This window comes from Novosphingobium olei (assembly GCF_012927405.1).
GTDB lineage: Bacteria > Pseudomonadota > Alphaproteobacteria > Sphingomonadales > Sphingomonadaceae > Novosphingobium > Novosphingobium olei.
Genome location: NZ_JABBGM010000002.1, coordinates 145,450 through 170,431, shown reverse-complemented (window position 1 = coordinate 170,431; position 24,982 = coordinate 145,450). Strand labels below are relative to the sequence as shown.

Below are 24,982 nucleotides of genomic sequence, written 5' to 3'. Positions count from 1 at the left end.
GAGCCGCTGGCCATGAACCGCTGGCTGATCCACCGGGACGTCGCCTCGCCCAACTGGAACGAGCGCAAGCTGCCCGTGACGATGGTGGTGCTCCACTACACCGGCATGCAGAGCGCGGCGGAAGCGCTGGAGCGGATGTGCGACCCCGCTGCCGAAGTCAGCGCGCACTACATGATTGACGAGGACGGCACCGTCACCCGCCTCGTCCCCGAAGAAAAGCGCGCCTGGCATGCGGGGCGCTCCTACTGGCGCGGGGTGACCGACGTGAACTCGGCCAGCGTCGGGATCGAGCTCGTCAACCCGGGACACGAATGGGGCTACCGCCCCTTCCCCGATGCGCAGATGGAAGCGCTCGCCCCGCTGCTGGCCGATATCGTCAAGCGCCACAACGTCCCTCGTGCCAACGTTGTCGGCCATTCGGACATCGCCCCTGCCCGCAAGACCGATCCGGGCGAACTGTTCGATTGGGACATGCTCGCCCGCCTGCGCCTCGCCCTGCCCAAGCCCAAGCTCAAGATGCGCCTGCTGTTCGACAACGACGGCGCCTTCTTCCTCGCGCTCGAACGCTTCGGTTACGACATTAGCGATCCCGCCGCCGCCGTCCGCGCGTTCGAGCGGCGCTGGCGCCCTCATCGCATTACCGGCGAAATCGACGGGCAACTGGGCGCGCTGTTGTTCGAACTGCTGTTGGAACGCGATATGGGGCATGCTAGGTGACCCCTCGCGCCGGGGGGCCGGGCAGCCGCGTCGTCAGTTCGTCTGATGCCGAGGAAAGTCCGGGCTCCACGAAACAAGGGTGGCGGGTAACACCCGCCGGGCCGGAAGCGTCAGCCGACGGTCAAGGGAAAGTGCCACAGAGAGCAGACCGCCCCTTCTCGAAGGGGTAAGGGTGAAAGGGTGCGGCAAGAGCGCACCGCGCGACCGGCAACGGAAGCGGCACGGCAAACCCCACCCGGAGCAAGATCGAATAGGGACCGCGCGCCTCGTTTGCGCGAGGCAGGCCAGTTTCGGGCCAGCGGTCCGGGTTGATTGCTTGAGCAGTCCGGCAACGGCCTGCCTAGAGGAATGGCTGCCAGCGGCGATACGGTGCGCTCAATCGCATACCGTCGGCGCTACAGAACCCGGCTTACAGGCCCCCTGGCGCACCAAGGGCATTTTCCAAGCCGCATCAAACCGCTAGGGGTCCACCCATGTCCGGTTCGCACGCGCATCATCATCATCACGGCCATGATCATGGCCACGGCCACTCGCACGGGCACTCGCACGGGCACGGGCACTCCCATGCGCCGGCCGATTTCGGCCGGGCCTTTGCCATCGGCGTCGTGCTCAACACCGGGTTCGTGGTGGTTGAAGCGGTGTACGGCATCCTGTCGGGATCGATGGCGCTGGTCGCCGATGCGGGACACAACCTGTCCGACGTGCTCGGCCTGCTGATCGCGTGGGGTGCCAGCGTGCTCGCCAAGCGGCCGCCTTCGGCACGTTTCACCTGGGGCTTCAAGTCGAGCTCGATCCTCGCCGCGCTGGGCAATGCGTCGCTGCTGCTCGTCGCGCTCGGCGCGATCACGGTGGAGACGCTGCGCCGCCTGTTCGATCCGCAACCGATCCAGGCAGGGCCGGTGATGGTCGTGGCGGCGATCGGCATCGCCATCAACATGGCCACGGCGCTGATGTTCATGCGCGGCCGGCACCACGACATCAACGTGCGCGGCGCCTATCTGCACATGGTGGCCGACGCCGCAGTCAGCGCCGGGGTCGTGCTTGCGGGCCTTGCCATCATGCTGACCGGGGCGACGTGGATCGATCCGGTCACCAGCCTCGTCATCGTGGCAGTGATCGCGCGCGGCACCTGGGGGCTGCTGAAGGATTCGGTCAAGATGGGCTTGCTTGGCGTCCCCGCCGGCATCGACGAGAGCAAGGTGCGCACGTTCCTGGCCGCGCAAGCGGGCGTGACCGCCGTGCACGACCTGCACATCTGGCCGATGAGCACGACCGAAACCGCGCTGACGGCGCATCTCGTCATGCCGGCCGGGCACCCTGGCGATGCGTTCCTGCATGAACTGGCCGAAGAACTGGAGCACTACTTCGGCATCGGCCATACCACGGTGCAGATCGAAGTGGCCGAGGAAAGCCACGCCTGCCGCCTTCACCGCGAAGAAGTGGTCTGACGTTCGCCCGCGCGAATTTCCCTTCGGGACAGGTCGTTAGCTGACGGATCGTCCCTACTTGCCAGTGCGGGAAGGGGCGATGCGGATCGTGGATCTGCGGTCGCGTGCCGGCTATCCCCTCGCCGCCTGCGTGCTCCGTACCCCTGATCTGCCGCGTCTCTTCCCGCCACACGAGGAGAGACCACGATGATCCGCTTCCCCCTTCGCACCGCCGGTCTGGCGCTTGCCACTACTCTTGCCGCCGGCAGCCTTGCGTCGGCACCCGCGCTTGCCAGCACGCATTCCGGTCACGCCGCCCATGCATCGGTAATGGTCGGCGGCGCCGCCATGCTGCCCAGCCGCACGATCGTGGAGAACGCGGTCAATTCTGCCGATCACACCACGCTGGTTGCGGCGGTGAAGGCAGCCGGTCTGGTCGACACGCTGAACGGCCCTGGTCCGTTCACTGTCTTCGCCCCCACCAATGCCGCCTTCGCCAAGTTGCCGGCGGGAACGGTCGACACGCTGCTGAAGCCCGAGAACAAGGCCACCCTGACCAAAATCCTCACCTATCACGTCGTCCCGGGTCGCGTTTCGGCCGAACAGCTTATTGCCAAGATCAAGGCCGACGGCGGCAGCACCAAGCTGACCACGGTTTCCGGTGGTGTGCTGACGGCGGCAGTGGTTGGCGGCAAGGTTGTGCTGACCGATGAAAAGGGCGGCACCGCCACCGTCACGCAGGCCGATGTGTTCCAGAAGAACGGCGTGATCCACGTGACCGACGCGGTTTCGCTCCCTAACTGATCCGAGCGCGACGATCGCATCAAGCAGAAGGGCTGGCTTCCTTGCGGAAGCCAGCCCTTCATGCATTCTGGACGGGTGCTGTAGCCGCGCTGCCGATCAGGCAGCGGCCTCCTTGCCCTTGAGCACGCGCACCGGCTCCTTGCGGCCTTCGACGACATCCTTGTCGACGACGACTTCGGCGATGTCGCTTTCGGTCGGCACGTCGAACATCGTGTCGAGCAGCAGGCCTTCGACGATCGAGCGAAGCCCGCGCGCGCCGGTCTTGCGTTCGATGGCCTTCTTGGCGATCGCCTCGAGCGCATCCTCGGTGAAGGTCAGTGCGACGTCTTCGAGCTCGAACAGCTTGGCATACTGCTTGACCAGCGCGTTCTTGGGTTCGCGCAGGATCTTCACCAGCGCCTCGATATCGAGGTCGTTGAGCGTGGCGATTACCGGCAGACGGCCGACGAATTCAGGGATCAGGCCGAACTTGAGCAGGTCTTCCGGCTCAGCCTTTTGCAGCAGTTCGCCCACCTTGCGCTTGTCCGGATCGGCAACGTGCGCGCCGAAGCCGATCGAACGCTTCTGCAGACGGTCAGCGATGATCTTTTCGAGCCCCGCGAACGCGCCGCCGCAGATGAACAGGATGTTGGTGGTGTCCACCTGCAGGAATTCCTGTTGCGGATGCTTGCGGCCACCCTGCGGCGGGACGGAGGCGGTGGTGCCTTCCATCAGCTTGAGCAATGCCTGCTGCACGCCTTCGCCCGACACGTCGCGCGTGATCGACGGGTTTTCGGCCTTGCGGCTGATCTTGTCGATCTCGTCGATGTAGACGATGCCGTGCTGCGCCTTTTCGACATTGTAGTCGCTGGCCTGCAGCAGCTTGAGGATGATGTTTTCGACGTCTTCACCGACGTAGCCTGCTTCGGTCAGCGTGGTGGCATCGGCCATGGTGAACGGCACGTCGAAGGTCTTCGCCAGCGTCTGGGCGAGCAGCGTCTTGCCCGAACCGGTCGGGCCGACGAGCAGGATGTTGCTCTTCGACAGTTCGACGTCGCCGCCCTTGCCGCTGTGCTTCAGGCGCTTGTAGTGATTGTGGACCGCCACCGAGAGCACGCGCTTGGCGCGGTCCTGGCCGATCACGTAATCATTCAGCGTCTCGAAGATGTCACGCGGGGTGGGGACGCCGCCGTCCTTCTTGCCGGCGATGCCTGCCTTGGTTTCCTCGCGGATGATGTCGTTGCACAGTTCGACGCATTCATCGCAGATGAACACGGTCGGCCCGGCAATCAGCTTGCGCACCTCATGCTGCGATTTTCCGCAGAAGCTGCAGTAGAGGGTGCTCTTGGTATCCGATCCGGAAAGCTTGGTCATTCTTCAATCCCAGGCGCCTCTCCACGAGAGGCGGGCCCGATCATCCTACTACCCCAAGGGCATTAATCAACCGGACACGAAAACAGGTAAACCGGCTTATCCCACGGTACCTTGCTTTCGGCTTAAGGTACCGTGGAAAAAGCATTCATCAGGGCGTCGGCGCGCCGCCCGAACCTTCTTCGACGCCGGTCTGATCCGTTGCGGGACGCGACTCGAAGACCTTGTCCACCAGACCGAACGCACGGGCTTCCTCTGCCTCGAGGAAAGTGTCGCGGTCCATCGCCTTCTCGATTTCATCGAGCGTGCGACCGGTGAACTTGACGTAGAGGTCGTTCATCCGCTTGCGGATGCGCAGGATCTCTCGCGCCTGGATCTCGATGTCCGAGGCCATGCCGCGCGCACCGCCCGAAGGCTGGTGGATCATGATGCGCGCATTCGGCAGCGCGATGCGCATGCCCGGCTCACCCGCTGCAAGCAGGAACGAACCCATCGAGGCGGCCTGGCCGATGCACACGGTGGAAACGCGCGGGCGGATGTACTGCATGGTGTCGTAGATCGCGAGACCCGCGGTCACCACGCCACCCGGCGAGTTGATGTACATCGAGATGTCCTTCGACGGGTTCTCCGATTCGAGGAACAGCAACTGGGCGATGATCACCGAGGCCATGTGGTCCTCGACCTCGCCGGTCACGAAGATGATGCGTTCGCGCAGCAGGCGCGAATAGATGTCGAAGCTGCGCTCGCCGCGGCTCGACTGTTCGACCACGACCGGGATGAGAGCGCCGGTGATGGGGTCGGTGGTGAACTTTCCTTGAGCGCCAGTGGCGCCGAACAGGTCGAGCATGATGTTCCTCATGTGATTTGCGAGGGCCTATGTCGCGTGCCCCGGCGCGATGTTCAAGGGCGTTAACCCAACATCGGCGCAAACCCTGATGCCGACACTAACGGGCAGCACCCTTTTTAGCGCCGCTGCTTGCCCTCACCGCGCTGCCGACGCAGCTTCGCGGCGAAGAGCAAACCCGAGGGGACGCCTGCGCGATGACAGCCCGCCTGAAATCCACCCTGCTTGCCCTGCCGCTTGGCGCTGCGCTTGCCGGCGCAGGCGCCCTCCCCGCGCTGGCTGAACCCGGCGTGGCCGACTATCGCGCCCGCATTGCCGCGATCGACGATGCCGGGCCGATGCTGGGCGCGGTGATCGCGCTGAACCCTGACGCAGAGGCGCAGGAGGCCGCCGCGCGCAAGCGCAAGGGGCCGCTCGCCGGGCGCGCCGTGCTGATCAAGGACAATATCGAAACGCGAGACCCGATGCCGACCACGGCGGGAAGCCTTGCGCTGAAGGACAACGTGACCGGCCGCGATGCGCCGCTGGTGGCACGGCTGCGGGCAAGCGGCGTGGTGATCCTGGGCAAGACCAATTTGTCGGAATGGGCCAACATCCGTTCGGACCATTCCGTTTCCGGCTGGAGCGCGGTGGGCGGGCAGACGCACAATCCCCACGCCATCGACCGCAGCCCTTGCGGTTCGTCCTCGGGCAGCGGGGCAGCGGTGGCAGCGGGCCTTGCCTGGGCGGCAATCGGCACCGAAACCGATGGATCTGTCACCTGCCCAGCGAGTGTTGCCGGAATTGTCGGCTTCAAGCCGACGGTCGGGCTGGTGAGCCGCACCCATGTCGTGCCGATCAGCCACAGCCAGGACACTCCGGGTCCGATGGCCAACAGCGTGCACGATGCGGCGCTGCTGCTGACCGCGATGGCGGGAACCGATCCCGCCGATGCCGCGACGGCCCCCGCCGATGCGCACCGAGGCGACTTTGCCGCAGGGCTCGATACCGCGACGCTCAAGGGCAAGCGGATCGGCGTGCTGCGGCAGCAGGTAGGGTCGAACGCCAAGGTGCTCGCGCTGTTCGACCAGGCGCTGGCGGACCTGAAGCGCGGCGGCGCCGAGATCGTGGAGATCGCCTACAAGCCCGACGAGACGATGTTCCGCGACGAATTCACCGTCTTGCTTTATGAACTGCGCGCCGACCTTGGCGCGTACCTTGCCGGCCTGCCGGGCACGCCGCCGGTGCGCAGCCTTGCCGACGTGATTGCCTTCAACCGCGCGCATGCCGACACCGAACTGCGCTGGTTCGGGCAGGAAACGTTCGAGCTCGCCGACAAGACGACCGATCGCGCCGCCTATGAGCAGGCGCGCGCCAACTCGCTGCGGCTGGCAGGGCCCGAGGGCATCGACCGCCTGCTGCGCGAAAACAAGGTCGACCTGCTGGTGGCGCCGACGGAAGGGCCCGCCTGGCCGATCGACATGGTGACCGAATCGCACGGGCTGTCCGGCATCGGCGCGGGTTCGCTGGCGGCGATCGCAGGCTATCCGCACCTCAGCGTGCCGATGGGGGCGGTTGAAGGCCTGCCAGTGGGGCTCAGCCTGATCGGCGCAGCGTGGGACGACAAGCGCGTGCTCGAAGCCGGCGCCGCCTACGAGCGCGCACGCACTGCGCCGCTGGCCACACCTTCGCTCAAGCGCAGGGGAGAATGATGCCACGCCGCTAGGGCAGCGGATCGATGTAGCCGGTGTAGCGCGAGGCGACGTAGCGGCCGTGGTGCACCATTTCCTGCCACGTGGCGAGCATGGCGTAAGTATCGTTGTCGAGCCCGTAGCCGCGCCCCGTCCGCCAGGCGACGAAGGAAACCGCAGCGACGAAGCTGGCGCCTAGCAGGACACGATCGAGCCGGTTGGCGCGCGCGGCTGGCTGCTTCACTCCGCTCCCCCTACCCCCGCGACACGGGCCATCGGGCAAAGCAAAAGGCCCGGCACGCATCGCGCGTACCGGGCCTTGCTATCAATCACGCCCCCTGTTTGCCAGAGGAGCCGCGCCTCAGGCCTCTTCGGCCTTCTTCTTGGGAGCAGCCTTCTTCTTGGGAGCAGGCTTTTCCTCGGCAGCGGCTTCGGCCGGCGCGTCCTCGGCTGTAGCCTTCTTCTTGGCCGGCGCCTTCTTGGCGGGCTTGGCTTCCTCGGCAGCGGCTTCGGCCGGAGCCTCGTCAGCGGCAGCGGCCTTCTTCTTGGCCGGAGCCTTCTTCTTCGATTCAGCCTTCGCCGGTGCAGCGCCGTTCTCGTCCGCTTCGATCGCGGCCTGAAGTTCGTCGCGCGTCACTTCGCGTTCGGAAACTTCGGCCTTGTCGAACAGGAAGTCGACGACCTTTTCTTCATAGAGCGGGGCGCGCAGCTGGGCAGCGACCATGGGCTCCGAACGGACGTATTCGGCAAAGCGCTGGCGGTCCTGCTCGCGGTACTGCTGCGCCGCCTGGCGGATCAGCATTTCCATTTCCTGCTGGGTGACCTGCACGCCGTTGGCCTGGCCGATTTCCGACAGGAGCAGGCCAAGGCGCACGCGGCGCTCGGCGATCTTGCGGTAATCGTCCTTCTCGGCCTCGATTTCCTTCAGCGCTTCCTCAGGATTTTCCTCGTTCGAGGCTTCCTGTTCCAGCTGCTGCCATATCTGGGCGAATTCGGCTTCGACCATCGACGGCGGCACGGCGAAGTCGTGACCCGCGGCGAGCTGATCGAGCAGCGCGCGCTTCATCGCGGTGCGGGTGAGGCCGGCCGTTTCCTGCTCGAGCTGACCCTTGAGCAGGCCACGCAGCTGCTCGAGGCTTTCGAGGCCGAGCATCTTGGCGAAATCGTCGTTGGCTTCGAATTCGCCCGGGTGCTTCACCGCCTTGACCTTGATGTCGAAGGTGGCTTCCTTGCCCTTCAGGTTTTCGGCCGGATAATCTTCGGGGAAGGTCACGGTGATGACCTTTTCATCGCCAGCCTTGGCGCCGACGAGCTGTTCCTCGAAGCCGGGGATGAAGCGGCCCGCGCCGATTTCGAGCGGCTGGTCTTCGGCAGTGCCGCCGTCGAAGGCGACGCCGTCGAGCTTGCCGAGGAAATCGATGATCAGCTGGTCGCCATCCTTGGCGGCGGTGCCTTCAGGCGCGTCGGTGAACGACTTCTGGCCCGAGGCGATGCGCTCGATCTGTTCGTCGACCTGCGATTCCTCGACCGGAACCACCAGCTTTTCGAGCTTGATGCCGTCGAGCGATGGCACGGTGATTTCGGGAAGTACTTCGAGGCTGACGGTCAGTTCGGCGTCCTTGCCTTCTTCGTAGCCATCGGCCAGCGCGACATCCGGGTTCATCGCCGGGCGCAGCTTGTGGTCGGCTACGAGCTTGTCCATCGCATCGCGGATCGAGGTCTGCAGCGCTTCCTGGTGCAGCGCGGGGCCATGCATCTTGCGCACGAGGTTGGCGGGCACCTTGCCGGGGCGGAAGCCGGGCATGCGGACCTGGGGGGCGATCTTGGATATCTCACCCTCGACGCGCGACGCGATGTCGGCCGCGGCGATGGTCACGGTGTAGGCGCGCTTCAGGCCCTCGTTGCTGGTTTCGACGATCTGCATCTGTGATCCAACTTTCTCGTAAGACGTCACGTCATTTTGTTGGTGGCGGAGCCGGCCGGGCGGCTCTGGTGCGGGCGAAGGGACTCGAACCCCCACATCTTGCGATGGCAGGACCTAAACCTGCTGCGTCTACCAGTTCCGCCACGCCCGCATCCGGCGAAAAGCGAGCGGTGCCCCTATCGCAGGCACACGCAAAGGGCAAGCACCCATGGATAGCATGCCTTTGGCGTGTCGTGCCGGGGCGGAACCATGCTATCCTCGCCCCCGTTGCAGGTCTTCACACGAGCCGAGGATCACCGAGAAGATGGCCAGCCAACCCGACGCGCCGAAGCCTGACCGCATCGAGCCGCAATCGCCGCCCGAAACCCCTGCCTCGCCAACCCCGCAGGAAGATCCGGCCGGACAACCCGACGAGATCAGCCCGCCGCAGCCCGATATCATCGAGCCGGGCACGCCGGTCGAAGCGCCCCCGCCCGACTGACCCTTTCAGCCAAGCAGCCTGAGCAGCAGGGTTTTCCAGATCCCTGCCTGCTCTTGGTTGGCCTGCGCCGGCGCGGAAAAGCCGGCGCATTCGACACAATAGACCTGTGCACCGACACCGCTTGTCAGGCGATCGAGATCGGCGAGCAGGCGGCTGGCAAGCTGGCCCTGCCGACGCGAAACCAGCCCGGCAATGTCCCGCGCGCCTGCTTGACCATCGCCCTGATCGGCGCTCGATCCCATGATCTGTTCGATCACGCTATCGAAGGTATCGCTGCTCGCCCCCAGCCAAACCGCATGCCATTGCTTTGCGCCGGCCTTCGAGGCTGCGTAGGCGAGCGCGTCTTCCACGCCGCCGAACTGATCGACAAGACCGATCTGGCGCGCGGTGCCCCCGTCCCACACGCGCCCTTGCGCGATGGCATCCACCTGGTCGCTGGTCTTGCCGCGCGACTTGCCGACCAGGCCGAGGAAGCGGGTGTAGATCCCGTCGATCTCGCTCTGGGTAACCGCTTCGATCTGCGGGTTGAGCCCGCCAAGGACGTCGGGCTGGCCGGACAGCGGTGTGGTGCGGACGCCATCGGTGGTGACGCCGAGCTTGTCCAGTGCGCCTTCGAACGTCGGTATCACCGCGAACACGCCGATCGAGCCGGTGATCGTCGCCGGTTCGGCGAAAATGCGGTCAGCCGGAGTCGAAACCCAGTAGCCACCGCTGGCGGCAAGACTTCCCATCGACACCACGACCGGAATCTTGCGGGCCTTCATCCGCTCGATGGCAGCGCGAATGCGCTCGGCCGCAGGCACTGAGCCGCCGGGCGAATCGACCCTGACCACCAGCGCCGAATAGTTGCCGGAGGACGCCGCCTGGTCGATCAGGTCGGCAATGCGGTCACCCCCCGCAGCGCCCGGGCCCGCGTTGCCATCGACTATGTCGCCCGCGATCGTGACGACGGCAATCGCATCGCCCGAGGACGGCGCAGGTCGATCGGCGAGGTACGTCGAAAGCCCGGTAGAACGGAATGCGCCGTCCGGGCCTGCCGGATCGGCGCCGACGATTTCGGCCACGTGGCGGCCGAAAGCCACCTTGTCGCCGATGTGGTCGATCAGGCCGGAGCGTACCGCCGCCTGCGCCGCATCGCCGTTCGAGGCTTCGAGCCACTTCACCGGATCGCTGGTGATCGCCGCGATGTCAGCCTTGGGGCGGGCGCGCTTGACGTTCGCCTGCCAGTCTTCCCACAGCGACCCGAGCAGGGCCTGCAGGTTCTGCTTGGCTTCGGGCGAGGCATCGGCGCGGATATAGGGCTCGACCGCGCTCTTGTAGGTGCCGACCTTGAAGACGTGTGCCTTCACCTGCAGCTTGTCGAGCAGCGTCTTGTAGTAGAGCTGCGTGCCGCCGGGCCCGGTAAGGACCAGTCCACCGACCGGATCGACCCACGCCTCGCTTGCATGAGCGGCGAGCAGGGCCGCATCGTCGGTATAGAGCATGGCGCGCACCAGCACCGGCTTCCTGGCCGCGCGGACCTTGTCCATCGCTGCACCGATGCGCTCCATCGCCACCTGGCTGCCGCCGGGGAAATCTTCGAGATCGAGCACGACGGCCTTGATCCGGCTGTCATCCGCCGCCGATTCGATGGCCTGCGCCAGATCGCGGGTCTGCACTTCGTGCTGGGGCGCCTGGCGCGAAAGCAGCAGCGCGGTCGGGTCGAGCCGCGCCTTTTCTTCCACCACCGGTCCATCGAGCGTTACGTAGAGCGCGCCGTCGCGGACCATCCCCGCTGTCGGGCGCATCGTCAGCACCGCATAGAGCGCCCAGAAGAACAGGAGCAGGAACACGAGGACGAGGCCGTCCTTGATGGCGACAAGGATCTTCCAGACCGAGCGGGCAAAGTTCATGGGGGATATCTACGGGCCTGCGCGGCAACTTGCCACCCCGAACCCTTGAGTGCAGACACTATGCAGACTAACGGGTGGTCTTCGATGCAACCATCGAACCCCAACCCCGTCGATCGGGACCCGCAAGGACGCTATCCGCAGGGCGGCCTCGCCTTCCAGCACCGCGATCTGACCGGCATCGCCCAGCTTGCCCGGCACGAGATCCTCTATCTGCTCGACGAAGCCGAGCAGTGGGTCGAACTCAACCGTCAGTCGCACAAGCGCGCCGAAGTCCTTTCGGGCCTGACCATCATCAACGCCTTCTTCGAAAACTCGACGCGCACGTTGCTGAGCTTCGAAATCGCCGGCAAGCGGCTGGGCGCGGACGTCGTCAACATGCATGCCGCCACCAGCAGCGTGAAGAAGGGCGAGACACTGATCGACACCGCGATGACGCTGAACGCCATGCGCGCCGACGCCATCGTGATCCGCCACGGCAGCTCGGGCGCGGTGCGGCTGATTGCCGAGAAGGTGGATTGTCCGGTGCTGAACGCCGGCGACGGCCAGCACGAACACCCGACGCAGGCGCTGCTCGATGCGCTGACCATGCGCCATGCGCTGAAGCTTGCCCCCGGCAGCGACCTAAACGGGCTGAAGGTCACGATCTGCGGCGATATCCTGCACAGCCGCGTGGCGCGCTCGAATATTCTGAGCCTTACCGCGCTTGGTGCCGATATCAGCGTTTGCGCCCCGCCGGCGCTGATGCCCGCCGATATCGAGGCCATGGGCGTGCGCGTGTTCCACGATTTCGACGCTGCGCTGAAAGGTGCACAGATCGTGATGATGCTGCGCCTGCAGCAGGAGCGGATGCAGGGCCAGTTCATCCCCTCGCCGCGCGAATATCGCTACCTCTACGGCCTGACGCTCGATCGGCTGGCGAAGGCGGATCCGGCCGCGCTGGTCATGCATCCCGGCCCTATGAACCGCGGCATCGAGATCGACAGCCAGGTTGCCGACCATCCCACCCGCAGCCTGATCACCGACCAGGTGGAGCGTGGCGTCGCCATCCGCATGGCCTGTCTCGACGTGCTGACCCGCCGGACGCGCCGCGTTCCTGGCTGGGATGCCCTTTCCGGAGACGCCGCATGACCCCGCGCCCGCTCACCATCATCGGCGGCCGCCTCGTCTTGCCCGAAGGCGAACCGGTCCTTGGCGCCATTCGCTGCGTCGACGGGCGGATCGCCGCCATCGGGCCCGACGTTCAGGCGCACGACGGCGACGACGTCGTGGATGCAAGGGGTGCGCTGGTGGCGCCCGGCCTCGTCGACCTCGGCGTCTTCGCGGTCGACAAGCCCGCGTTCCACTTCGGCGGCATTACCCGCGCCGCGCTGATGCCCGACCAGAGCCCGCCGCTCGACCACCCGGCGCGCGTGCGCTTTGCGGCGCAGTGGGGCAAGCCGGACATGTGGGTGCATCCGCTGGCTGCTGCGACGGTGGGCCTCGAAGGTGCGCACCTCGCCGAACTCGCGCTGATGCGCGATGCCGGCGCGCGCGCGGTCGCCACCGGGCGGCAGTGGATTGGCGATTCGGGCGTGATGCTGCGCCTCCTGTCCTATTGCGCGATGCTGGGTCTTGTCGTGGTGACCCATGCCGAGGATGCCGGGGTGACCGGCAGCGCCGTGGCGACTGCGGGCGAGATGGCGACGCGCTTGGGCCTGCCGTCGGCTCCGGCCGAGGCGGAGGCGCTGGCCGTCGCGCGCGACATCGCGCTGGCTGAAATGACCGGCGCGCGGCTGCATTTCCGGCAGGTGACGACGGCGCGGGCGCTCGATCTGGTGCGCGCGGCCAAGGCCCGGGGCATCCGCGTTACAGCAGGCGTGACGCCGGCCCACTTCATGCTCTCGGACCTGGAGCTGGCCAATTTCCGCACGTTCTGCCGCCTGTCCCCGCCGCTGCGCAGCGACGCCGACCGCAAGGCCGTGATCGCGGCGATTGCCGACGGGACTATCGACGTGATCGGTTCGGGCCACGATCCGCGCGGGGCGGAGGACAAGCGCCTGCCGTTCAGCGATGCCGAGCCAGGCATGGCGGGCGCCGAGACGCTGCTGCCGCTGACGCTGACGCTGGTGCGCGATGGCCATATCGACATGGCGCGCGCCTTCGCCCTGCTGGCGCGCAGTCCGGCCACGCTGCTCGGCGTCGATGCCGGAGTGCTGTGCGCTGGCGCGCAGGCCGACATCGCGTTGGTCGATCCGGTCCGTCCATGGATCGTCGATTCGGACAAGATGGCGGCGGCTGCGGGCAACACCCCGTTCGATCGCCGCCCGGTGGAAGGACGCGTGGTCGCCCTGTTCAAGGGCGGAAGCCGGGTCGACTGACCATGCGCCGACAAAAACGGGGCCGGACGATCTCGCCCGGCCCCAGTTGGTTCATTTCAGGGGGTAATCCAGACCGTCGGCTCAGCGCCGGCGGGCAAATCTCGTTTCCGACATCGGTGCGGGACCGCTGCGCGCTGCGCTGGCCATCACCAGGCACGATCCGCCCTTGGCCTTCACGCTGCCGCAGAGCGCGCTGGCACGGGCATAGCCCTGGAAGCCGGCAGCCTGGACGCGCCAGAATTGACGCCCGTTGACGGTCACCTGCGCGATCACCGGCTTGTGTGCGCCGAGCGCGGGGTTCTTCGCGACGAAGTGGCGCCAGGCGCGCTGCGCTCCTTCCGAGGTTGAGAACGCGCCCAACTGTACAAGGTGAGTCCCGCCCGACAGCGGCGCGCGCGCGATCACCGACGGCTTGTGCGCTACGTTGGCACCCACCACACGGTAGGCCGAGCGCGGCTGCGGGGCATCGATGGCGGCAAGGAGCATCGACGGCGTGCGGCTGGCATCCGCGATCGTCGGCGCGGGGGCAGTGACGGGGGTTGCCTTCGCCGACTCGCCCGAAGGCAGGGCTGGCAGTTCCTGCGCCGCGGCCTGCGCGAGCTGGGGCGCGACCTCAGGGGCGGTCGCGGCAGGAGTGTTCGGGGTGGCGTCGGCCTGACGCGCGCCCGTCGCATCCGGGAAATTGGCCAGCGCCAGCGCCTGCGGCTGGCCGGCATCGGCGCGGACCGGCGCACCGAGCAGCGTGGCGACCCGGGTGCGCGTTTCGCGCGGGCCCGCCGTGAGCAGCCACTGCTGCATGCGCGCATCGAGCTGATCGGCCGAAAGGTCCTGCGCCGCCATCACGCGGGCTTCGCGCCATTGTCCGGCCAGCGCATAGGCGAAGGCAAGGTTCTGGCGCATCTTCGGCGAATTATCGCCCCCTCTGATGGCTCCCACCAGGACGCTGACGCCCTGCACGGTGCGGCCGCTCATCGCCATGGCGAGACCGTAGTCCGAAGCCGGGATCGCCGCGCGATAGGCTTCCAGCGTGTCGGCGGCGGTATCGAAGCGGCCCAGCGCGATGTCTGCCAGCGCCAGGCTGAGCGCGGCCTTGCCGCTGTCTTCGCCAAGCTGCATCGATTCATCGAACGCCTGGCGAGCCGATTCGAACCGGCCGGCGCGCAGATAGGCATTGCCGAGCAGGGTGCGATAGGCAGGGTTCCGCGGGTCGGCCAGCACGGCCTGTTCCGCTAGCGATACGCCCTTGTCCGCCTTTCCGGCAACGGCCGCCGCTTCCGCGCCGGCAGCGAGCCGCGACGGATGCGGACCGGAGGTGCACCCGGCAAGCAAGCCGGCAGCAACGATCGTCGAAAGTGACAGGGCCACCCGAACGGTCACAAGGCGTTTCGTATCGGCGCGGAGGGTCATGACGTCTGTTCCCCGAGGTTCACTGGTCGCGCGCACGACGAGCAAGGTCGTCCATGCCCGGAATGGCGTTAAGAAAATGGTCGAGCGCCTCTGCGACGACCGCTTGTGCGCTGCGGCTTTCGATCGCGGCGGCGATGCGCAGGCGCAGGTGGCGTTCGGCATCTAGGCGCAGGGTAAACGCCGCCTTGCGGCCTTCCTTCAGTGCTTCACCCTTGCGGCGCGACGGGCGTGGCATGGCCTGCGCCTCGGCCGCGGCGACGCGCGCGTCCATCGCGGCCTTGCGGGTGATGACGTCGACCAGCGAATCGATCTGGCGCAGCACTTCGGGTTGCGGTGCTTCGTCGGCCACCGGCGTGTGCGGGGTGATGGCAACGACGCCGCCGGGGATCTCCGCCGGTGCGCTGTCTTCGCCCATGTCGTTCCAGCCCAGATCGTCTTCGGGCGAAAAAGCGTCGTTGTGGACGGGCGGCAGGCGGGGGCTTTCATCGAAGCCGAAGGAATGGAGTTGCGGGCGCATCGCCGGGCGAGCGGTGCCCTTGCGCGCGAGGAGCCCCGCAGTGAGCGAGGCGACGGGGCGAGGTTCGGCCATGTCGGTTTCCTCCGTCACGAGCCGATCACGCGGCGACCGAAGCCACCGGCAGGGCGCGGGGCACCGGCAAGCGACAGCGGCGCGGCGGACGCGGCAGGCTGCGGCACGGCGAACACGGTGCGGCGGAAGTTCTTTTCGAGCCGCTCGGACACATAAGTCCACAGCTGGGTGACTTCGTACGCGGACTTGCCGCGCGGATCGGTTTCCATGACCGTGCGCCCGTCGATCATCGACGAGGCAAAGTCGGTGCGATGGTGCAGCGTCACCGGCGCCACGGTGCCGTGCTGCGAAAGCGCGACGGCGGCCTCGGCGGTGATCCGCGCATTCGGCGTTGCCGCGTTTACTACGAAGATCAGCGGCTTGCCCGCCCGCTCGCACAGATCGACGGTGGCGCCGACGGCGCGCAGATCATGCGGGCTGGGGCGCGTGGGAACGACGACGAGTTCGGCAACCGAAATGACCGACTGGATCGCCATGGTGATCGCCGGCGGCGTGTCGATCACGGCCAGCTTGAAGCCCTGCTGGCGCAGGATGGCCAGATCGGCAGCCAGTCGCGAAACGGTGGTCTGGGCAAAAGCGGGATACTCCGCCTCGCGCTCGTTCCACCAGTCCGACAGCGACCCTTGCGGATCGATGTCGATCAGGACAACCGGGCCGGCGCCCGCGCGTTGGGCCTGAACGGCGAGATGACCGGACAAGGTCGTCTTGCCGGACCCACCCTTCTGCGATGCCAATGCCAGTACGCGCAACGTATCCCCCTGGAAGCCTTGGAACAGGTTCGCCGGTAGGAATCGCAAAACTGCCTAAAATATTGGTTAACGCCCTTGCGTGACCCGAACCGGGACAGGGCTTGCGTCGTCAAGCCTTTGCTAATGCCTTGTTGACTATGTCTGCTATTGTAACGCTTGTGCTTTATTGGCGGCTAGACAAGGGAAAGCCTCGATCCATGCGCCGACCGGTCATCATTCTCGCCCTGCCGGCCATGCTGCTGGCCGCGCCTGCATTTGCCGACGTCCGTGCCGGAGTCGAGGCCTGGACCAAGGGCGATTACGCGCGTGCCGTCAAGGAATGGCAGGGCCCGGCGGCCAAGGGCGATCCGGACGCGCAGTTCGACATGGCGCAGGCCTACAAGCTGGGGCGCGGAGTTGCGCCCGATCTCGCCAAGGCCGAGCAGTTCTACCGCGCCGCGGCCGAACAGGGCCATGCCCGCGCGGCGGACAACTATGGCCTTCTGGTGTTCCAGGCAGGTCGCCAGAAGGACGCGATGCCCTGGCTTGAACAATCGGCCGAACGGGGCGAGCCGAGAGCGCAATACCTGGTCGGCGTGGCGGCCTTCAACGGCGACTTCGCACCTCGCGACTGGGTCCGTGCCTATGCTTTGCTGACGCGCGCGGCGGCGAGCGGCCTGCCGCAGGCGCTGTCGGGCCTTGCGACGATGAACCAGACGATCCCGCTCGACCAGCGCCAGCGCGGCATCGCGCTAGCCGGCGAATTGCAGCAGCGCGAAGAGCGCGCCCGCGCCACCCAGCTTGGCGGCGCCGACCTGGGCACGGCGAGAGGCCTTGCCGTGCAGGAAGCGGCCGTCGCCCAAAGCCAGCGCCAGCCCCAGACCCAGCCGCAACTCCAGCCGCCATCGCCGCCCACCCCTGCGCCCGTGCCGCCACGGCCAGTGCGCGTGGTCGGACAGGCAGCAGGCGTGCCGGCTTACGAAAGCGATCCGACCCGTCCCGTGAGCGCAGGCGCCGACTATGCCGGCGCGGTCACGCTTCCGCCGCGGTCTTCGCGCGGCCCCAAGCCCGCAACGGCTCCTGCCAGCGCCACTTCCACGCCATCTGCCCCATCTTCGGCAAGGCCGATCCCGGCCGCGGGTCCGTGGCGCGTCCAGCTGGGCGCCTTCGCCACAAAGGCCAACGCCGATGCGTTGTGGGCCAAGGCGCGGCTGCGGCCGGAAATCGCCGGCCACGCCCGCATCGACCTTTCGGCGCAAGGCATCACGCGCCTGCAGGCCGGCGGCTATGCCAGCGAAGCCGACGCGACGCGCGCCTGTGGCGGGCTGAAGGCGGCGGGCATCGCCTGCCTCGTCACGAAACCCTGAGCGCTTGACCGCGCCATCAGCGTCTCTTCACGCTACGCCTCCTGCCGGGACTGACCGGATCGAAGCACTAGACTTCGTCCGGGGTGTCGCCATCCTCGGCATCCTGGCAATCAACGTGACGGGTTTCTGGGGCCCCACGCTGGCCACCTTCAGCCCGCGCATCGGCCCGTCGGATGCCGCCGGCACCGCGTGGTTCGCATTCGCCTTCGTGGTGTTCGAGGGCAAGATGCGCGTCCTGTTCACGTTGCTGTTCGGCGCCAGCCTCGCCCTGTTCTGTGACATGGTCGGGCGGCGGGGCTTGCAGCCCGAATGGATGCAGGCGAGGCGCCTCTTCTGGCTCGCCCTTGCCGGATACCTGCACTATCTGCTGCTGTGGTGGGGTGACATCCTGTTTCCCTATGCACTGTGCGGCTTCGGGGCGCTGGCGCTGCGCCGTCTTGCGCCGACCACGCTCGCAGCGCTGGGCCTTGCCATCTATTTCATGAGCCACGGCGTCGGCGCGATTGGCGAATTGCAGGGGATTGCGGCGGAGCAGCGCGTGCTTGCCGGTCAGGCGGGCGCGGCCGACATGGCGGATCAGGCCGGCATGATGGTCCGAATTGCCGCGTCTGTGACGGCTGATCTCAGGATCTTGCATGCAGGATTTTTCGAGGCGATCCGCCTGCGCCTGACAACTGCACCCTTCCTGCCATTCGAAACGCTGCTGGCAACGGTGACCGAAACCTTCCCGCTGATGCTGGTGGGCATGGCGCTGCAGATGAGCGGCTTCTTCGCGGGTGCGTGGCCGGTCAAGGCCATGCGCCGCCTCGCGATCCTGGGGACCGGTACTGGCGCAGCGATGACGCTGGCATTGCTCGGCTGGCTGTGGCGCCACGGCTTTCCGCCCCGCGCCATGTTCGCGGCGCTGGGCAACCTGTCGGCCCTGCCCCACCTGCTGATGGCGATGGGCTATGCCGCCTTGCTGATGCTGATCTGGCCGCGTGTCGAAACGGCGGCGTTCGCGCGGCGGATCATGCTTGCGGGCCGCTGCGCGTTCACCAACTACCTCGGCACGACGGTGCTGATGTCCGCGCTGTTCGCCGGATGGGGGCTTGACCTTTCGCGATCTTTGCCGAGGGGTGCCCTGCCCGCCTTCGTTCTACTGGGCTGGCTGGCGATGCTCGCCTGGCCGCGCCGGTGGCTTGCGCGTTACCGGCAGGGGCCGCTCGAAGCGGTGTGGCGCCGGCTCACCTGGCTAGGAGTTGGCCCGGTCAGTCCTGAACCGAAGCCGCCTGTGCATGACGCGGCGTAAGTACCAGCACGCCGTCCTCTACGCGCCAGCCCTTGAGCCGCGAGAGGAAGTTCATGCCAAGGACGTTGAGGCCGCCGGTCGATCCGGTGACGATCGCGTCCATGTCGCGCGCGACGATCGAGCCGAAGCGCACTTCGCCGATCCGCGCCATCTGCGCCTGCGTCGACCCGTTCGCGGTGCGGACGATAACCGGCAAGCGCAGCGGATCGGGGCGAATGTCCGCCGCTTGGGCGACTTCGGTGGAGATAGCCGTCAGGGTCGCGCCCGTGTCGACCATGAAGCGCTGCGGCGTGCCGTTGACCCGCGCCTCGATCCAGTAATGTCCGTCAGCCGACAGGGGCACGCGCGTTTCTCCGCCCGATACGGTCTGGGCGGGCATGGCAAGGTTCGCGCTCAGGGAATCGAACGCCGGATCCAGCCGGATGAAGCGCATCGCCGCCAGCGCGAACACGCCCAGCAGCAGCATGTTGCCGCTAAAGCGCAGGAAGCCGCCGAGCCGGGGCGATACCCGGCCCAGGCCCGCTGCCAGCATGCTCAAGGCAATGGCCGCAAAGACACCGAGCAGAAGGGGTGGCGCACTGTCGAGGTACCGCTCGAACGCGCGCCAGAACGAGGTCACCTGTTCCATCGACGCACACATGCCACGGCGATCATTGCGCTGGCCTGAAGGGACTCGTCGCCATCACATCCATTATGGTATTGCCGCCGCGAAAAGGAAGATAAGCCCGCCGTCATGCGCAAGTCCGGACCATTCGATTTTCTGAGCCGCAACCCGCTGGTCCTGCCTGTGGCCGGCGTGATCGCGGTGCTTGGCGGGCTGCTGTTCTGGCAGGCAGGCGGTGACCTGGTGGACATCGCCAGCGCGAAGCCGCGCCACCGGTTCGGATCGATCGAGGCCAGTGCCGCCGCACCGTCATCGGCCGCGCCTGCCATCGCTTCGTCAGCACCGCTCAAGCCCGTGCCCGATGGGCCGTTCGTGGTCAGGTCGATCCTCAAGATCGATGGCCCGATCAAGTACGGGCAGTTCTACTGGGACGAAAGCAAGGGACCGTCCGGGCCGACGGTCATTACCGTCGACCTCGCCGCGCGCACCCTGTCGGTATTCCGTGACGGGCACGAGATCGGCGCGACGGCCATCCTCAAGGGCTATGGCGACAAGCCCACCCCGCTCGGCGTCTTCCCGATCATGGAGAAGGACGCCGACCACGTTTCGAACATCTACGATGCGCCAATGCCGTATATGCTGCGCATGACGAACGATGGCGTGTCGATCCACGGCGCAAATGTGCGCAAGGGCTATGCCACCAACGGCTGCGTCGGCGTGCCGGAGGAATTCGCCAGGCGGCTGTTCGCGGTCACCAAGGTCGGTGACAGGATCATCGTTACCGATGGCAAGCGGATCGGGGTCGGCGATCCCATCATGGTCGCCGACCCCGGGTCCAAGTCCTGACGATCAGCGCGGCGCCATGCGGATCGCGCCGTCGAGGCGGATGGCCTGCCCATTGAAGTAGGAATTGCGCACCAGTTCCATCGCCAGGCTGGCGTATTCCTCGGGCTTGCCCAGACGCTTCGGGAACGGGACCGAAGCGTTGAGGCTTTCCTTCACGTTCTCTGGCAGGCGGCCGAGCAGTGGCGTGCCGAAAATGCCGGGCATGATCGAATTGACGCGGATGCCCAAGTCCATCAGGTCACGCGCCATCGGCAGGACAAGGCCGTTCACGCCCGCCTTGAGCGAGCCGTAGGCAACCTGCCCGATCTGGGCATCCTGCGCAGCGACCGATGCCGTGAGCGTGATCACCCCGCGCTCGCCATCTTCCAGCGGTTCAAGGCCGGCCATGCCCAGCGCCGAGAGCGATGCGACGCGGTAGCTGGCGATCAGGATACCCTCGGCCGCGAAGGCGTAGTCCTCGGTCGAAAGACGGACGAATTCGCCGGTCTCGCGGTTGCGGCTGATCGTCTTGCCCTTACGGCTGGCCATTGCGCAGTGAACGGTGATTCGCTCATGCCCGTTGGCGGCACGCGCCTTGGCAAAGCCGGCCACGACCGACTCCTCGCTCATGATGTCGACCTTGCAGAACAGGCCGCCGATCGCGTTGGCGACTTCCTCGCCCGCCTCTTCGTTTAGGTCGAAAATCGCGACCTTGACGCCGGCAGCGCCAAGCGCTTCGGCCGTCGCGCGGCCGAGGCCCGATGCGCCGCCGGTGACGACGGCGCTGGTGGTTGCGTCGATCTTCATGCCAGGAACCCGGCGAGGCGCTGCTTCAGAATGCCTTCGGCCTCGGCCATGATCCGGTCGATCAGGACCTGGCAGGTCGGAATGTCGTGGATCAGGCCCTGGATCATGCCAGCGGTCCAGATGCCATGATCAGGATCGCCGTTTTCGAGCCCTTCCTTGCCGCGCTTCCCGTTGACGAGATGGGCAATGGCTTCGAATGGCTGGCCCGACCGTTCGATGGCGACGGCTTCCACTGCGACCTTGTTCTTAGCGACGCGCGCGGTGTTGTGATAGCTGCGGAACATCAGCTCGGTGGCGCGCTCGTCGTTGTCGACCATCGCCTGCTTGATACCCTGATGGATAGGCGCTTCGACGGTGGCGCAGAAGCGCGTGCCCATGTTGATGCCCTCGGCGCCCAGCGCGAGCGCCGCGACGAGCCCGCGACCGTCGCCGAAGCCGCCGCTGGCGAGCATCGGAATTTTGACCTTGTCTGCAGCCGCAGGGATCAGGATCAGGCCCGGGATATCGTCTTCGCCCGGGTGGCCGGCGCATTCGAAGCCGTCGATCGAGATCGCGTCGACACCCATGCGTTCAGCCGACAGTGCGTGGCGGACCGCGGTGCACTTGTGGATCACCTTGATCCCGTGCTCCTTGAAGTGATCGACGTGCTCCTGTGGCTTGTAGCCAGCCGTCTCGACGATCTTGATTCCGGAATCGATGATCGCCTGGCGATATTCGGCATAGGGCGGCGGATTGATCGAGGGCAGGATGGTGAGGTTCACACCGAACGGCTTGTCGGTCAGCGTGCGGCAGCGATCGATCTCCGCGCGCAGCGCATCGGGGGTCGGCTGGGTAAGCGCGGTGATGATGCCAAGGCCGCCCGCATTCGACACGGCAGCGGCAAGATCGGCGGTGCCGACCCACATCATGCCGCCCTGCACGATCGGGTGCTCGATGCCGAGCATTTCGGTGATACGGGTCTTGATTGCCATGTCCCTCTCCAGGAAAGTTGTTTAATCGAACGATTAAACAGAAAAGAGGGACCTGTGCAAGCCGCTAAATCGGTCTGTACTTGCCGGGCATCACAACACCTCGAACCCGTCGCCCAGTGCAGAGCGCAGCTTGTCGAGCGCCTGAGCCTTGAGCTGGTGCACTCGCGGTACCGACACCTGCAGCACCTCGGCGATTTCGGCAAGGTTCAGTTCCTCGACGAAATAGAGCTGGATGATCATCATCAGGCGCTCCGGCAGCGTTGCGATCGCTTCGGCAATCTGCTCGCGCATTTCGGCATCGGCCAGCAGCGCGAAGCTGTCGGGCCGGTCGTCGGCGAAGGCGCTGTCGCTATCCGAATAGGCATCGTCGATGGCTTCGAAGCGCACCGGCTCGGCCGCAGCGCGCAGGTCGGCAAGATCGGCGCCTGAAACGCCCAGCTCTGCCGCAAGTTCAAGCTCGGTAGGCTCGCGCCCCAGTCTGGTCTGCAACGCAGCTGTCGCATCGCGCAACGTGCGCCGCCGGTCTGATGCCGACCGCGACAGCGGATTCGCCCGGCGGACAAGGTCGACCATGGCCCCACGGACACGAAGCTTGGCATAGGCTGCAAAGCCGTCCTCGGTCGGACCGGCGTGCTTCTGCGCGCATTCGGTCAGCGCGACGAGCCCGGCCTGGACCAAGTCGTCAAGCTCCATCCCGGCACGCCCCGATCCGTGCACATGCCAGGCAAGGCGGCGGACCATCGGAAGGAAGCGGCGGATGCGGTCGGCCGTGTCGTCGCGATAGGCGCGCGCGGCGGCGAAACTGCGGTGATCGTAGTTCATGCGGCAAGTCCCTGAGCGGTGGGAGCAGGCAAGGAGGGCGGCGCCGGCGCTTCGCCGATGACCGAGACGACCTCGATCGGCTGCGTCGGCGGCAATTCGGAGATCGAGATGACAAGGCAACCCGGCGCCCGCAGGCGCAGCAGCGCGGCCAGCGCGCGCCGTGCGCGTGGCTGGACGATAAGGGCCATGGGCGGCGCGGCCGGGCCACGTTCCGCAACGATGTCGGCCACGCGTTCGCCGATGGCACGCGCCAGATCGGGCTCGATCACCGGCTGGCCGGTCACGGGATCGTGCATGCCGTTGACGATCATCTGTTCGAGCCCGGCTTCGAGCGTCAGCACCGGCAGCCGCTGCGTGGGTGGGCAGATCCGCGCGACGATCATAGAGCCGAGCTCTGCGCGGACGATATCGATCATCCGTTCGTGCTCAGTGGATTGCTGCACGGCCTGCCCGATCGCCGACAGGATCGGCAGCGGGTGGGCGACGCTGATGCCGTCCTCGAGCAGCGCGTGGAACAGGCGGGTCAGCGCGCCGAGCGACAGCGGATTGGGATGGATCGTTTCGACCAGGCCAGCGCTGCGTTCACGCACGCCTTCGATGATCGAACGCACCTCGTCAGGGCCGAGCAGCATGTGCGGCCGCTCGCCCAGCAACTGGTTGAGGTGGGTCGCAACGACCGTGCTGGCATCGACCGTGAGGAAACCCTCGGCGATCGCCTGGTCGCGCTGCGCGGGTTCGATCCACAGCGCGGGACAACCGAAGCTCGGATCGCGCGTGGGCTCGCCCATCAGGTCGTGATCGCGCCGCGCCTCGCCCGCATCGATCGCCAGCACCCGGTCTGCCCGGATCGCGGCATTGCCGAGCAGGACCCCGCCCAGCAGAAGGCGATAGTCACCCGGCGGCAGTTCGAGCGAATCGCGCACCCGGAACTGCGGGACGACGAAGCCGAACGCCTGGCTCAACTGCTTGCGCACGCCAGTAATGCGCGCGACGAGCGGCGCGCCGCGGCGCTCGTCGACGAGATGGACGAGGCCATAGCCCAGCTCGATGGTGACGAGCGTGTGGTCGCTGACATCCTCGAGCGTGATCCGCGAAGGATCGGGCGGCGGCAGGACTTCAACCACGGGCGCCTGGCGCGAACGCTCCTCGCGCTTCTTCAGGCTCCACCACAGCCAACCGGCAAGGCCGGCCGCGGGCAGGAAGACCGTCTGCGGCATCGCCGGGATCGCGCCGATCGCGCCCAGGATCACGGCGACTGGCAGCCAGGTGCGCGGACTGGCGAACTGCCCGCCGATCTGGCCAGACAGGTCGCGCGTGTCGGTCACGCGCGTGACGATGACGGCGGCGGCAATGGAGAGCAGCAGCGACGGCACCTGCGCCACCAGCGCATCCCCCACGGCAAGCGTGATGTAGCGTTGCGCGGAATCGCCCGCGGTAAGACCGTGGCTGAGCATGCCGAGGCAGAAGCCGGCGATGATGTTGACGCCAAGGATCAGCAGGGCAGCGACCGCATCGCCCTTCACGAACTTGCTCGCACCGTCCATCGAGCCGTAGAAATCGGCCTCGGTCGAAACTTCGCGACGGCGGTTCTTGGCTTCGTCCGCGGTGCACAGGCCGGCGGCAAGATCGGCGTCGATCGCCATCTGTTTGCCAGGCAAGGCATCGAGCGTGAAGCGCGCGGACACTTCCGAAACGCGCCCGGCGCCGCGGGTGACGACGACCATGTTGATGATCATCAGGATCAGGAAGACGAACAGCCCGACCGCGAAATTGCCGCCGATCAGGAACGCGCCGAAGCTTTCGATGACGTGGCCGGCAGCTGCTCCGCCTTCGTGGCCGTGGACCAGCACGACGCGGGTGGAGGCGACGTTGAGCGAGAGGCGCAGCAACGTTGCGAACAACAGCACGCTCGGGAAGGACGAGAAGTCGAGCGGCTTTTCCGCGTTCATCGCTGCCATCAGGATCGCGACCGAAAGCGCGATGTTGAGCACGAAGAACACGTCGAGCAGAAACGAAGGGATCGGCACGATCATCAGCACGATGAGCGTGAGAATCCCGGCCGGAAGCGCCAAAGCGCCCGGACTTGAACCGAAGCGTTTCAGCAT

23 protein-coding genes, 1 tRNA gene and 1 other RNA gene are annotated in these 24,982 nt (G+C 66.6%); 11 read left to right on the top strand and 14 right to left on the bottom strand.

All coding sequences use genetic code 11. The features are described 5' to 3' along the window. Nucleotides 1-12 precede the first annotated feature (12 nt). The 4 genes from HHL27_RS04835 to HHL27_RS04820 all read left to right on the top strand — a co-directional run bounded on the left by HHL27_RS04835 (nucleotide 13) and on the right by HHL27_RS04820 (nucleotide 2,948). Nucleotides 13-717: an N-acetylmuramoyl-L-alanine amidase gene (locus HHL27_RS04835; protein ID WP_169492262.1), complete on the top strand. Its 705-nt coding sequence runs from the start codon at nucleotides 13-15 to the stop codon at nucleotides 715-717. A 9-nt stretch (nucleotides 718-726) separates the two neighbouring features. After that, nucleotides 727-1,145: RNase P RNA component class A (gene rnpB / locus HHL27_RS04830), an RNA gene on the top strand. Nucleotides 1,146-1,190: 45 nt separating this feature from the next. Then, nucleotides 1,191-2,165: a cation diffusion facilitator family transporter gene (locus HHL27_RS04825; RefSeq protein ID WP_169492261.1), complete on the top strand. Its 975-nt coding sequence runs from the start codon at nucleotides 1,191-1,193 to the stop codon at nucleotides 2,163-2,165. 186 nt (nucleotides 2,166-2,351) lie between these two features. Then, nucleotides 2,352-2,948, top strand: a complete 597-nt coding sequence (locus HHL27_RS04820) for a fasciclin domain-containing protein (protein WP_169492260.1) — start codon at nucleotides 2,352-2,354, stop codon at nucleotides 2,946-2,948. A 96-nt stretch (nucleotides 2,949-3,044) separates the two neighbouring features. On the opposite strand, the gene clpX is transcribed toward HHL27_RS04820, so the two are convergent. Continuing rightward, nucleotides 3,045-4,301: an ATP-dependent Clp protease ATP-binding subunit ClpX gene (clpX, locus tag HHL27_RS04815; RefSeq protein ID WP_169492259.1), complete on the bottom strand. Its 1,257-nt coding sequence runs from the start codon at nucleotides 4,299-4,301 to the stop codon at nucleotides 3,045-3,047. A 148-nt stretch (nucleotides 4,302-4,449) separates the two neighbouring features. After that, on the bottom strand, nucleotides 4,450-5,145 hold the full coding sequence (gene clpP / locus HHL27_RS04810) for an ATP-dependent Clp endopeptidase proteolytic subunit ClpP (RefSeq protein ID WP_169492258.1): 696 nt from the start codon (nucleotides 5,143-5,145) through the stop codon (nucleotides 4,450-4,452). A 194-nt stretch (nucleotides 5,146-5,339) separates the two neighbouring features. Between clpP and HHL27_RS04805 the strand changes: the two genes are divergently transcribed. Continuing rightward, entirely contained in the window at nucleotides 5,340-6,833 is a 1,494-nt protein-coding gene (locus HHL27_RS04805; protein WP_169492257.1) for an amidase, read from the top strand. A gap of 10 nt (nucleotides 6,834-6,843) precedes the next feature. Here the strand turns inward: HHL27_RS04805 and HHL27_RS04800 are convergent, their stop codons facing one another. From HHL27_RS04800 to HHL27_RS04790, 3 genes are all read right to left on the bottom strand, one after another. Further along, nucleotides 6,844-7,056, bottom strand: a complete 213-nt coding sequence (locus HHL27_RS04800; RefSeq protein ID WP_169492256.1) for a hypothetical protein — start codon at nucleotides 7,054-7,056, stop codon at nucleotides 6,844-6,846. 117 nt (nucleotides 7,057-7,173) lie between these two features. Then, the gene (tig, locus tag HHL27_RS04795) at nucleotides 7,174-8,736 is read right to left on the bottom strand and encodes a trigger factor (protein ID WP_169492255.1); all 1,563 of its coding nucleotides are present in this window, start codon (nucleotides 8,734-8,736) and stop codon (nucleotides 7,174-7,176) included. A gap of 66 nt (nucleotides 8,737-8,802) precedes the next feature. After that, a tRNA-Leu gene (locus HHL27_RS04790) sits at nucleotides 8,803-8,887 on the bottom strand. A 153-nt stretch (nucleotides 8,888-9,040) separates the two neighbouring features. On the opposite strand from HHL27_RS04790, the gene HHL27_RS04785 reads away from it, so the two are divergent. After that, nucleotides 9,041-9,217, top strand: a complete 177-nt coding sequence (locus HHL27_RS04785) for a hypothetical protein (protein WP_169492254.1) — start codon at nucleotides 9,041-9,043, stop codon at nucleotides 9,215-9,217. Between the two features lie 5 nt (nucleotides 9,218-9,222). Here HHL27_RS04785 and sppA read toward each other — a convergent pair whose 3' ends face one another. Next, on the bottom strand, nucleotides 9,223-11,109 hold the full coding sequence (sppA, locus tag HHL27_RS04780; protein WP_169492253.1) for a signal peptide peptidase SppA: 1,887 nt from the start codon (nucleotides 11,107-11,109) through the stop codon (nucleotides 9,223-9,225). An 84-nt stretch (nucleotides 11,110-11,193) separates the two neighbouring features. Between sppA and HHL27_RS04775 the strand changes: the two genes are divergently transcribed. Further along, nucleotides 11,194-12,237, top strand: coding sequence for an aspartate carbamoyltransferase catalytic subunit (locus HHL27_RS04775; RefSeq protein ID WP_169492252.1), 1,044 nt, complete (start codon nucleotides 11,194-11,196; stop codon nucleotides 12,235-12,237). Further along, the gene (locus HHL27_RS04770) at nucleotides 12,234-13,466 is read left to right on the top strand and encodes a dihydroorotase (RefSeq protein ID WP_169492251.1); all 1,233 of its coding nucleotides are present in this window, start codon (nucleotides 12,234-12,236) and stop codon (nucleotides 13,464-13,466) included. Before HHL27_RS04775 ends, HHL27_RS04770 begins: the two co-directional genes overlap by 4 nt. Nucleotides 13,467-13,547: 81 nt before the next feature. On the opposite strand, the gene HHL27_RS04765 is transcribed toward HHL27_RS04770, so the two are convergent. From HHL27_RS04765 to HHL27_RS04755, 3 genes are read right to left on the bottom strand one after another with little or no spacing between them, the layout of a single operon-like run. Continuing rightward, the gene (locus HHL27_RS04765; protein ID WP_169492250.1) at nucleotides 13,548-14,873 is read right to left on the bottom strand and encodes an SPOR domain-containing protein; all 1,326 of its coding nucleotides are present in this window, start codon (nucleotides 14,871-14,873) and stop codon (nucleotides 13,548-13,550) included. A 19-nt stretch (nucleotides 14,874-14,892) separates the two neighbouring features. Further along, a complete protein-coding gene (locus HHL27_RS04760; RefSeq protein ID WP_169492249.1) occupies nucleotides 14,893-15,462 on the bottom strand; it encodes a hypothetical protein in 570 nt (189 codons plus the stop codon). A gap of 14 nt (nucleotides 15,463-15,476) precedes the next feature. Beyond that, complete coding sequence (locus HHL27_RS04755; RefSeq protein WP_169492248.1) at nucleotides 15,477-16,211, bottom strand: ParA family protein; 735 nt, start codon at nucleotides 16,209-16,211, stop codon at nucleotides 15,477-15,479. Between the two features lie 197 nt (nucleotides 16,212-16,408). Between HHL27_RS04755 and HHL27_RS04750 the strand changes: the two genes are divergently transcribed. Both HHL27_RS04750 and HHL27_RS04745 read left to right on the top strand, forming a co-directional pair. Continuing rightward, nucleotides 16,409-17,557, top strand: coding sequence for an SPOR domain-containing protein (locus HHL27_RS04750; RefSeq protein ID WP_169492247.1), 1,149 nt, complete (start codon nucleotides 16,409-16,411; stop codon nucleotides 17,555-17,557). A 4-nt stretch (nucleotides 17,558-17,561) separates the two neighbouring features. Continuing rightward, nucleotides 17,562-18,848, top strand: a complete 1,287-nt coding sequence (locus tag HHL27_RS04745; protein WP_169492246.1) for a DUF418 domain-containing protein — start codon at nucleotides 17,562-17,564, stop codon at nucleotides 18,846-18,848. Here the strand turns inward: HHL27_RS04745 and HHL27_RS04740 are convergent. Further along, a complete protein-coding gene (locus HHL27_RS04740) occupies nucleotides 18,808-19,476 on the bottom strand; it encodes a retropepsin-like aspartic protease family protein (protein ID WP_169492245.1) in 669 nt (222 codons plus the stop codon). The genes HHL27_RS04745 and HHL27_RS04740 overlap by 41 nt on opposite strands. Before the next feature lie 105 nt (nucleotides 19,477-19,581). On the opposite strand from HHL27_RS04740, the gene HHL27_RS04735 reads away from it, so the two are divergent. Further along, nucleotides 19,582-20,298, top strand: a complete 717-nt coding sequence (locus HHL27_RS04735) for a L,D-transpeptidase family protein (RefSeq protein WP_169492244.1) — start codon at nucleotides 19,582-19,584, stop codon at nucleotides 20,296-20,298. 3 nt (nucleotides 20,299-20,301) lie between these two features. Here HHL27_RS04735 and HHL27_RS04730 read toward each other — a convergent pair whose 3' ends face one another. From HHL27_RS04730 to HHL27_RS04715, 4 genes are all read right to left on the bottom strand, one after another. Next, a complete protein-coding gene (locus HHL27_RS04730) occupies nucleotides 20,302-21,084 on the bottom strand; it encodes an SDR family oxidoreductase (protein WP_169492243.1) in 783 nt (260 codons plus the stop codon). Next, nucleotides 21,081-22,067, bottom strand: coding sequence for a nitronate monooxygenase (locus HHL27_RS04725; protein ID WP_338114849.1), 987 nt, complete (start codon nucleotides 22,065-22,067; stop codon nucleotides 21,081-21,083). Before HHL27_RS04725 ends, HHL27_RS04730 begins: the two co-directional genes overlap by 4 nt. Before the next feature lie 78 nt (nucleotides 22,068-22,145). Further along, nucleotides 22,146-22,877, bottom strand: coding sequence for a sigma-70 family RNA polymerase sigma factor (locus HHL27_RS04720; RefSeq protein ID WP_169492241.1), 732 nt, complete (start codon nucleotides 22,875-22,877; stop codon nucleotides 22,146-22,148). Then, nucleotides 22,874-24,982, bottom strand: a complete 2,109-nt coding sequence (locus HHL27_RS04715) for a flagellar biosynthesis protein FlhA (RefSeq protein ID WP_169492240.1) — start codon at nucleotides 24,980-24,982, stop codon at nucleotides 22,874-22,876. The genes HHL27_RS04720 and HHL27_RS04715 overlap by 4 nt, the downstream gene beginning before the upstream one ends.

Bases quoted from the DNA above. Each gene is read 5' to 3' on its own strand.
- HHL27_RS04835 (WP_169492262.1), top strand. From the start codon at position 13: ATGAACCGCTGGCTGATCCACCGGGACGTCGCCTCGCCCAACTGGAAC.
- HHL27_RS04825 (WP_169492261.1), top strand. From the start codon at position 1,191: ATGTCCGGTTCGCACGCGCATCATCATCATCACGGCCATGATCATGGC.
- HHL27_RS04820 (WP_169492260.1), top strand. From the start codon at position 2,352: ATGATCCGCTTCCCCCTTCGCACCGCCGGTCTGGCGCTTGCCACTACT.
- clpX (WP_169492259.1), bottom strand. From the start codon at position 4,301: ATGACCAAGCTTTCCGGATCGGATACCAAGAGCACCCTCTACTGCAGC.
- clpP (WP_169492258.1), bottom strand. From the start codon at position 5,145: ATGCTCGACCTGTTCGGCGCCACTGGCGCTCAAGGAAAGTTCACCACC.
- HHL27_RS04805 (WP_169492257.1), top strand. From the start codon at position 5,340: ATGACAGCCCGCCTGAAATCCACCCTGCTTGCCCTGCCGCTTGGCGCT.
- tig (WP_169492255.1), bottom strand. From the start codon at position 8,736: ATGCAGATCGTCGAAACCAGCAACGAGGGCCTGAAGCGCGCCTACACC.
- HHL27_RS04785 (WP_169492254.1), top strand. From the start codon at position 9,041: ATGGCCAGCCAACCCGACGCGCCGAAGCCTGACCGCATCGAGCCGCAA.
- sppA (WP_169492253.1), bottom strand. From the start codon at position 11,109: ATGAACTTTGCCCGCTCGGTCTGGAAGATCCTTGTCGCCATCAAGGAC.
- HHL27_RS04775 (WP_169492252.1), top strand. From the start codon at position 11,194: ATGCAACCATCGAACCCCAACCCCGTCGATCGGGACCCGCAAGGACGC.
- HHL27_RS04770 (WP_169492251.1), top strand. From the start codon at position 12,234: ATGACCCCGCGCCCGCTCACCATCATCGGCGGCCGCCTCGTCTTGCCC.
- HHL27_RS04765 (WP_169492250.1), bottom strand. From the start codon at position 14,873: ATGACCCTCCGCGCCGATACGAAACGCCTTGTGACCGTTCGGGTGGCC.
- HHL27_RS04760 (WP_169492249.1), bottom strand. From the start codon at position 15,462: ATGGCCGAACCTCGCCCCGTCGCCTCGCTCACTGCGGGGCTCCTCGCG.
- HHL27_RS04750 (WP_169492247.1), top strand. From the start codon at position 16,409: ATGCGCCGACCGGTCATCATTCTCGCCCTGCCGGCCATGCTGCTGGCC.
- HHL27_RS04740 (WP_169492245.1), bottom strand. From the start codon at position 19,476: ATGGAACAGGTGACCTCGTTCTGGCGCGCGTTCGAGCGGTACCTCGAC.
- HHL27_RS04735 (WP_169492244.1), top strand. From the start codon at position 19,582: ATGCGCAAGTCCGGACCATTCGATTTTCTGAGCCGCAACCCGCTGGTC.
- HHL27_RS04730 (WP_169492243.1), bottom strand. From the start codon at position 21,084: ATGAAGATCGACGCAACCACCAGCGCCGTCGTCACCGGCGGCGCATCG.
- HHL27_RS04720 (WP_169492241.1), bottom strand. From the start codon at position 22,877: ATGAACTACGATCACCGCAGTTTCGCCGCCGCGCGCGCCTATCGCGAC.
- HHL27_RS04715 (WP_169492240.1), bottom strand. From the start codon at position 24,982: ATGCTGAAACGCTTCGGTTCAAGTCCGGGCGCTTTGGCGCTTCCGGCC.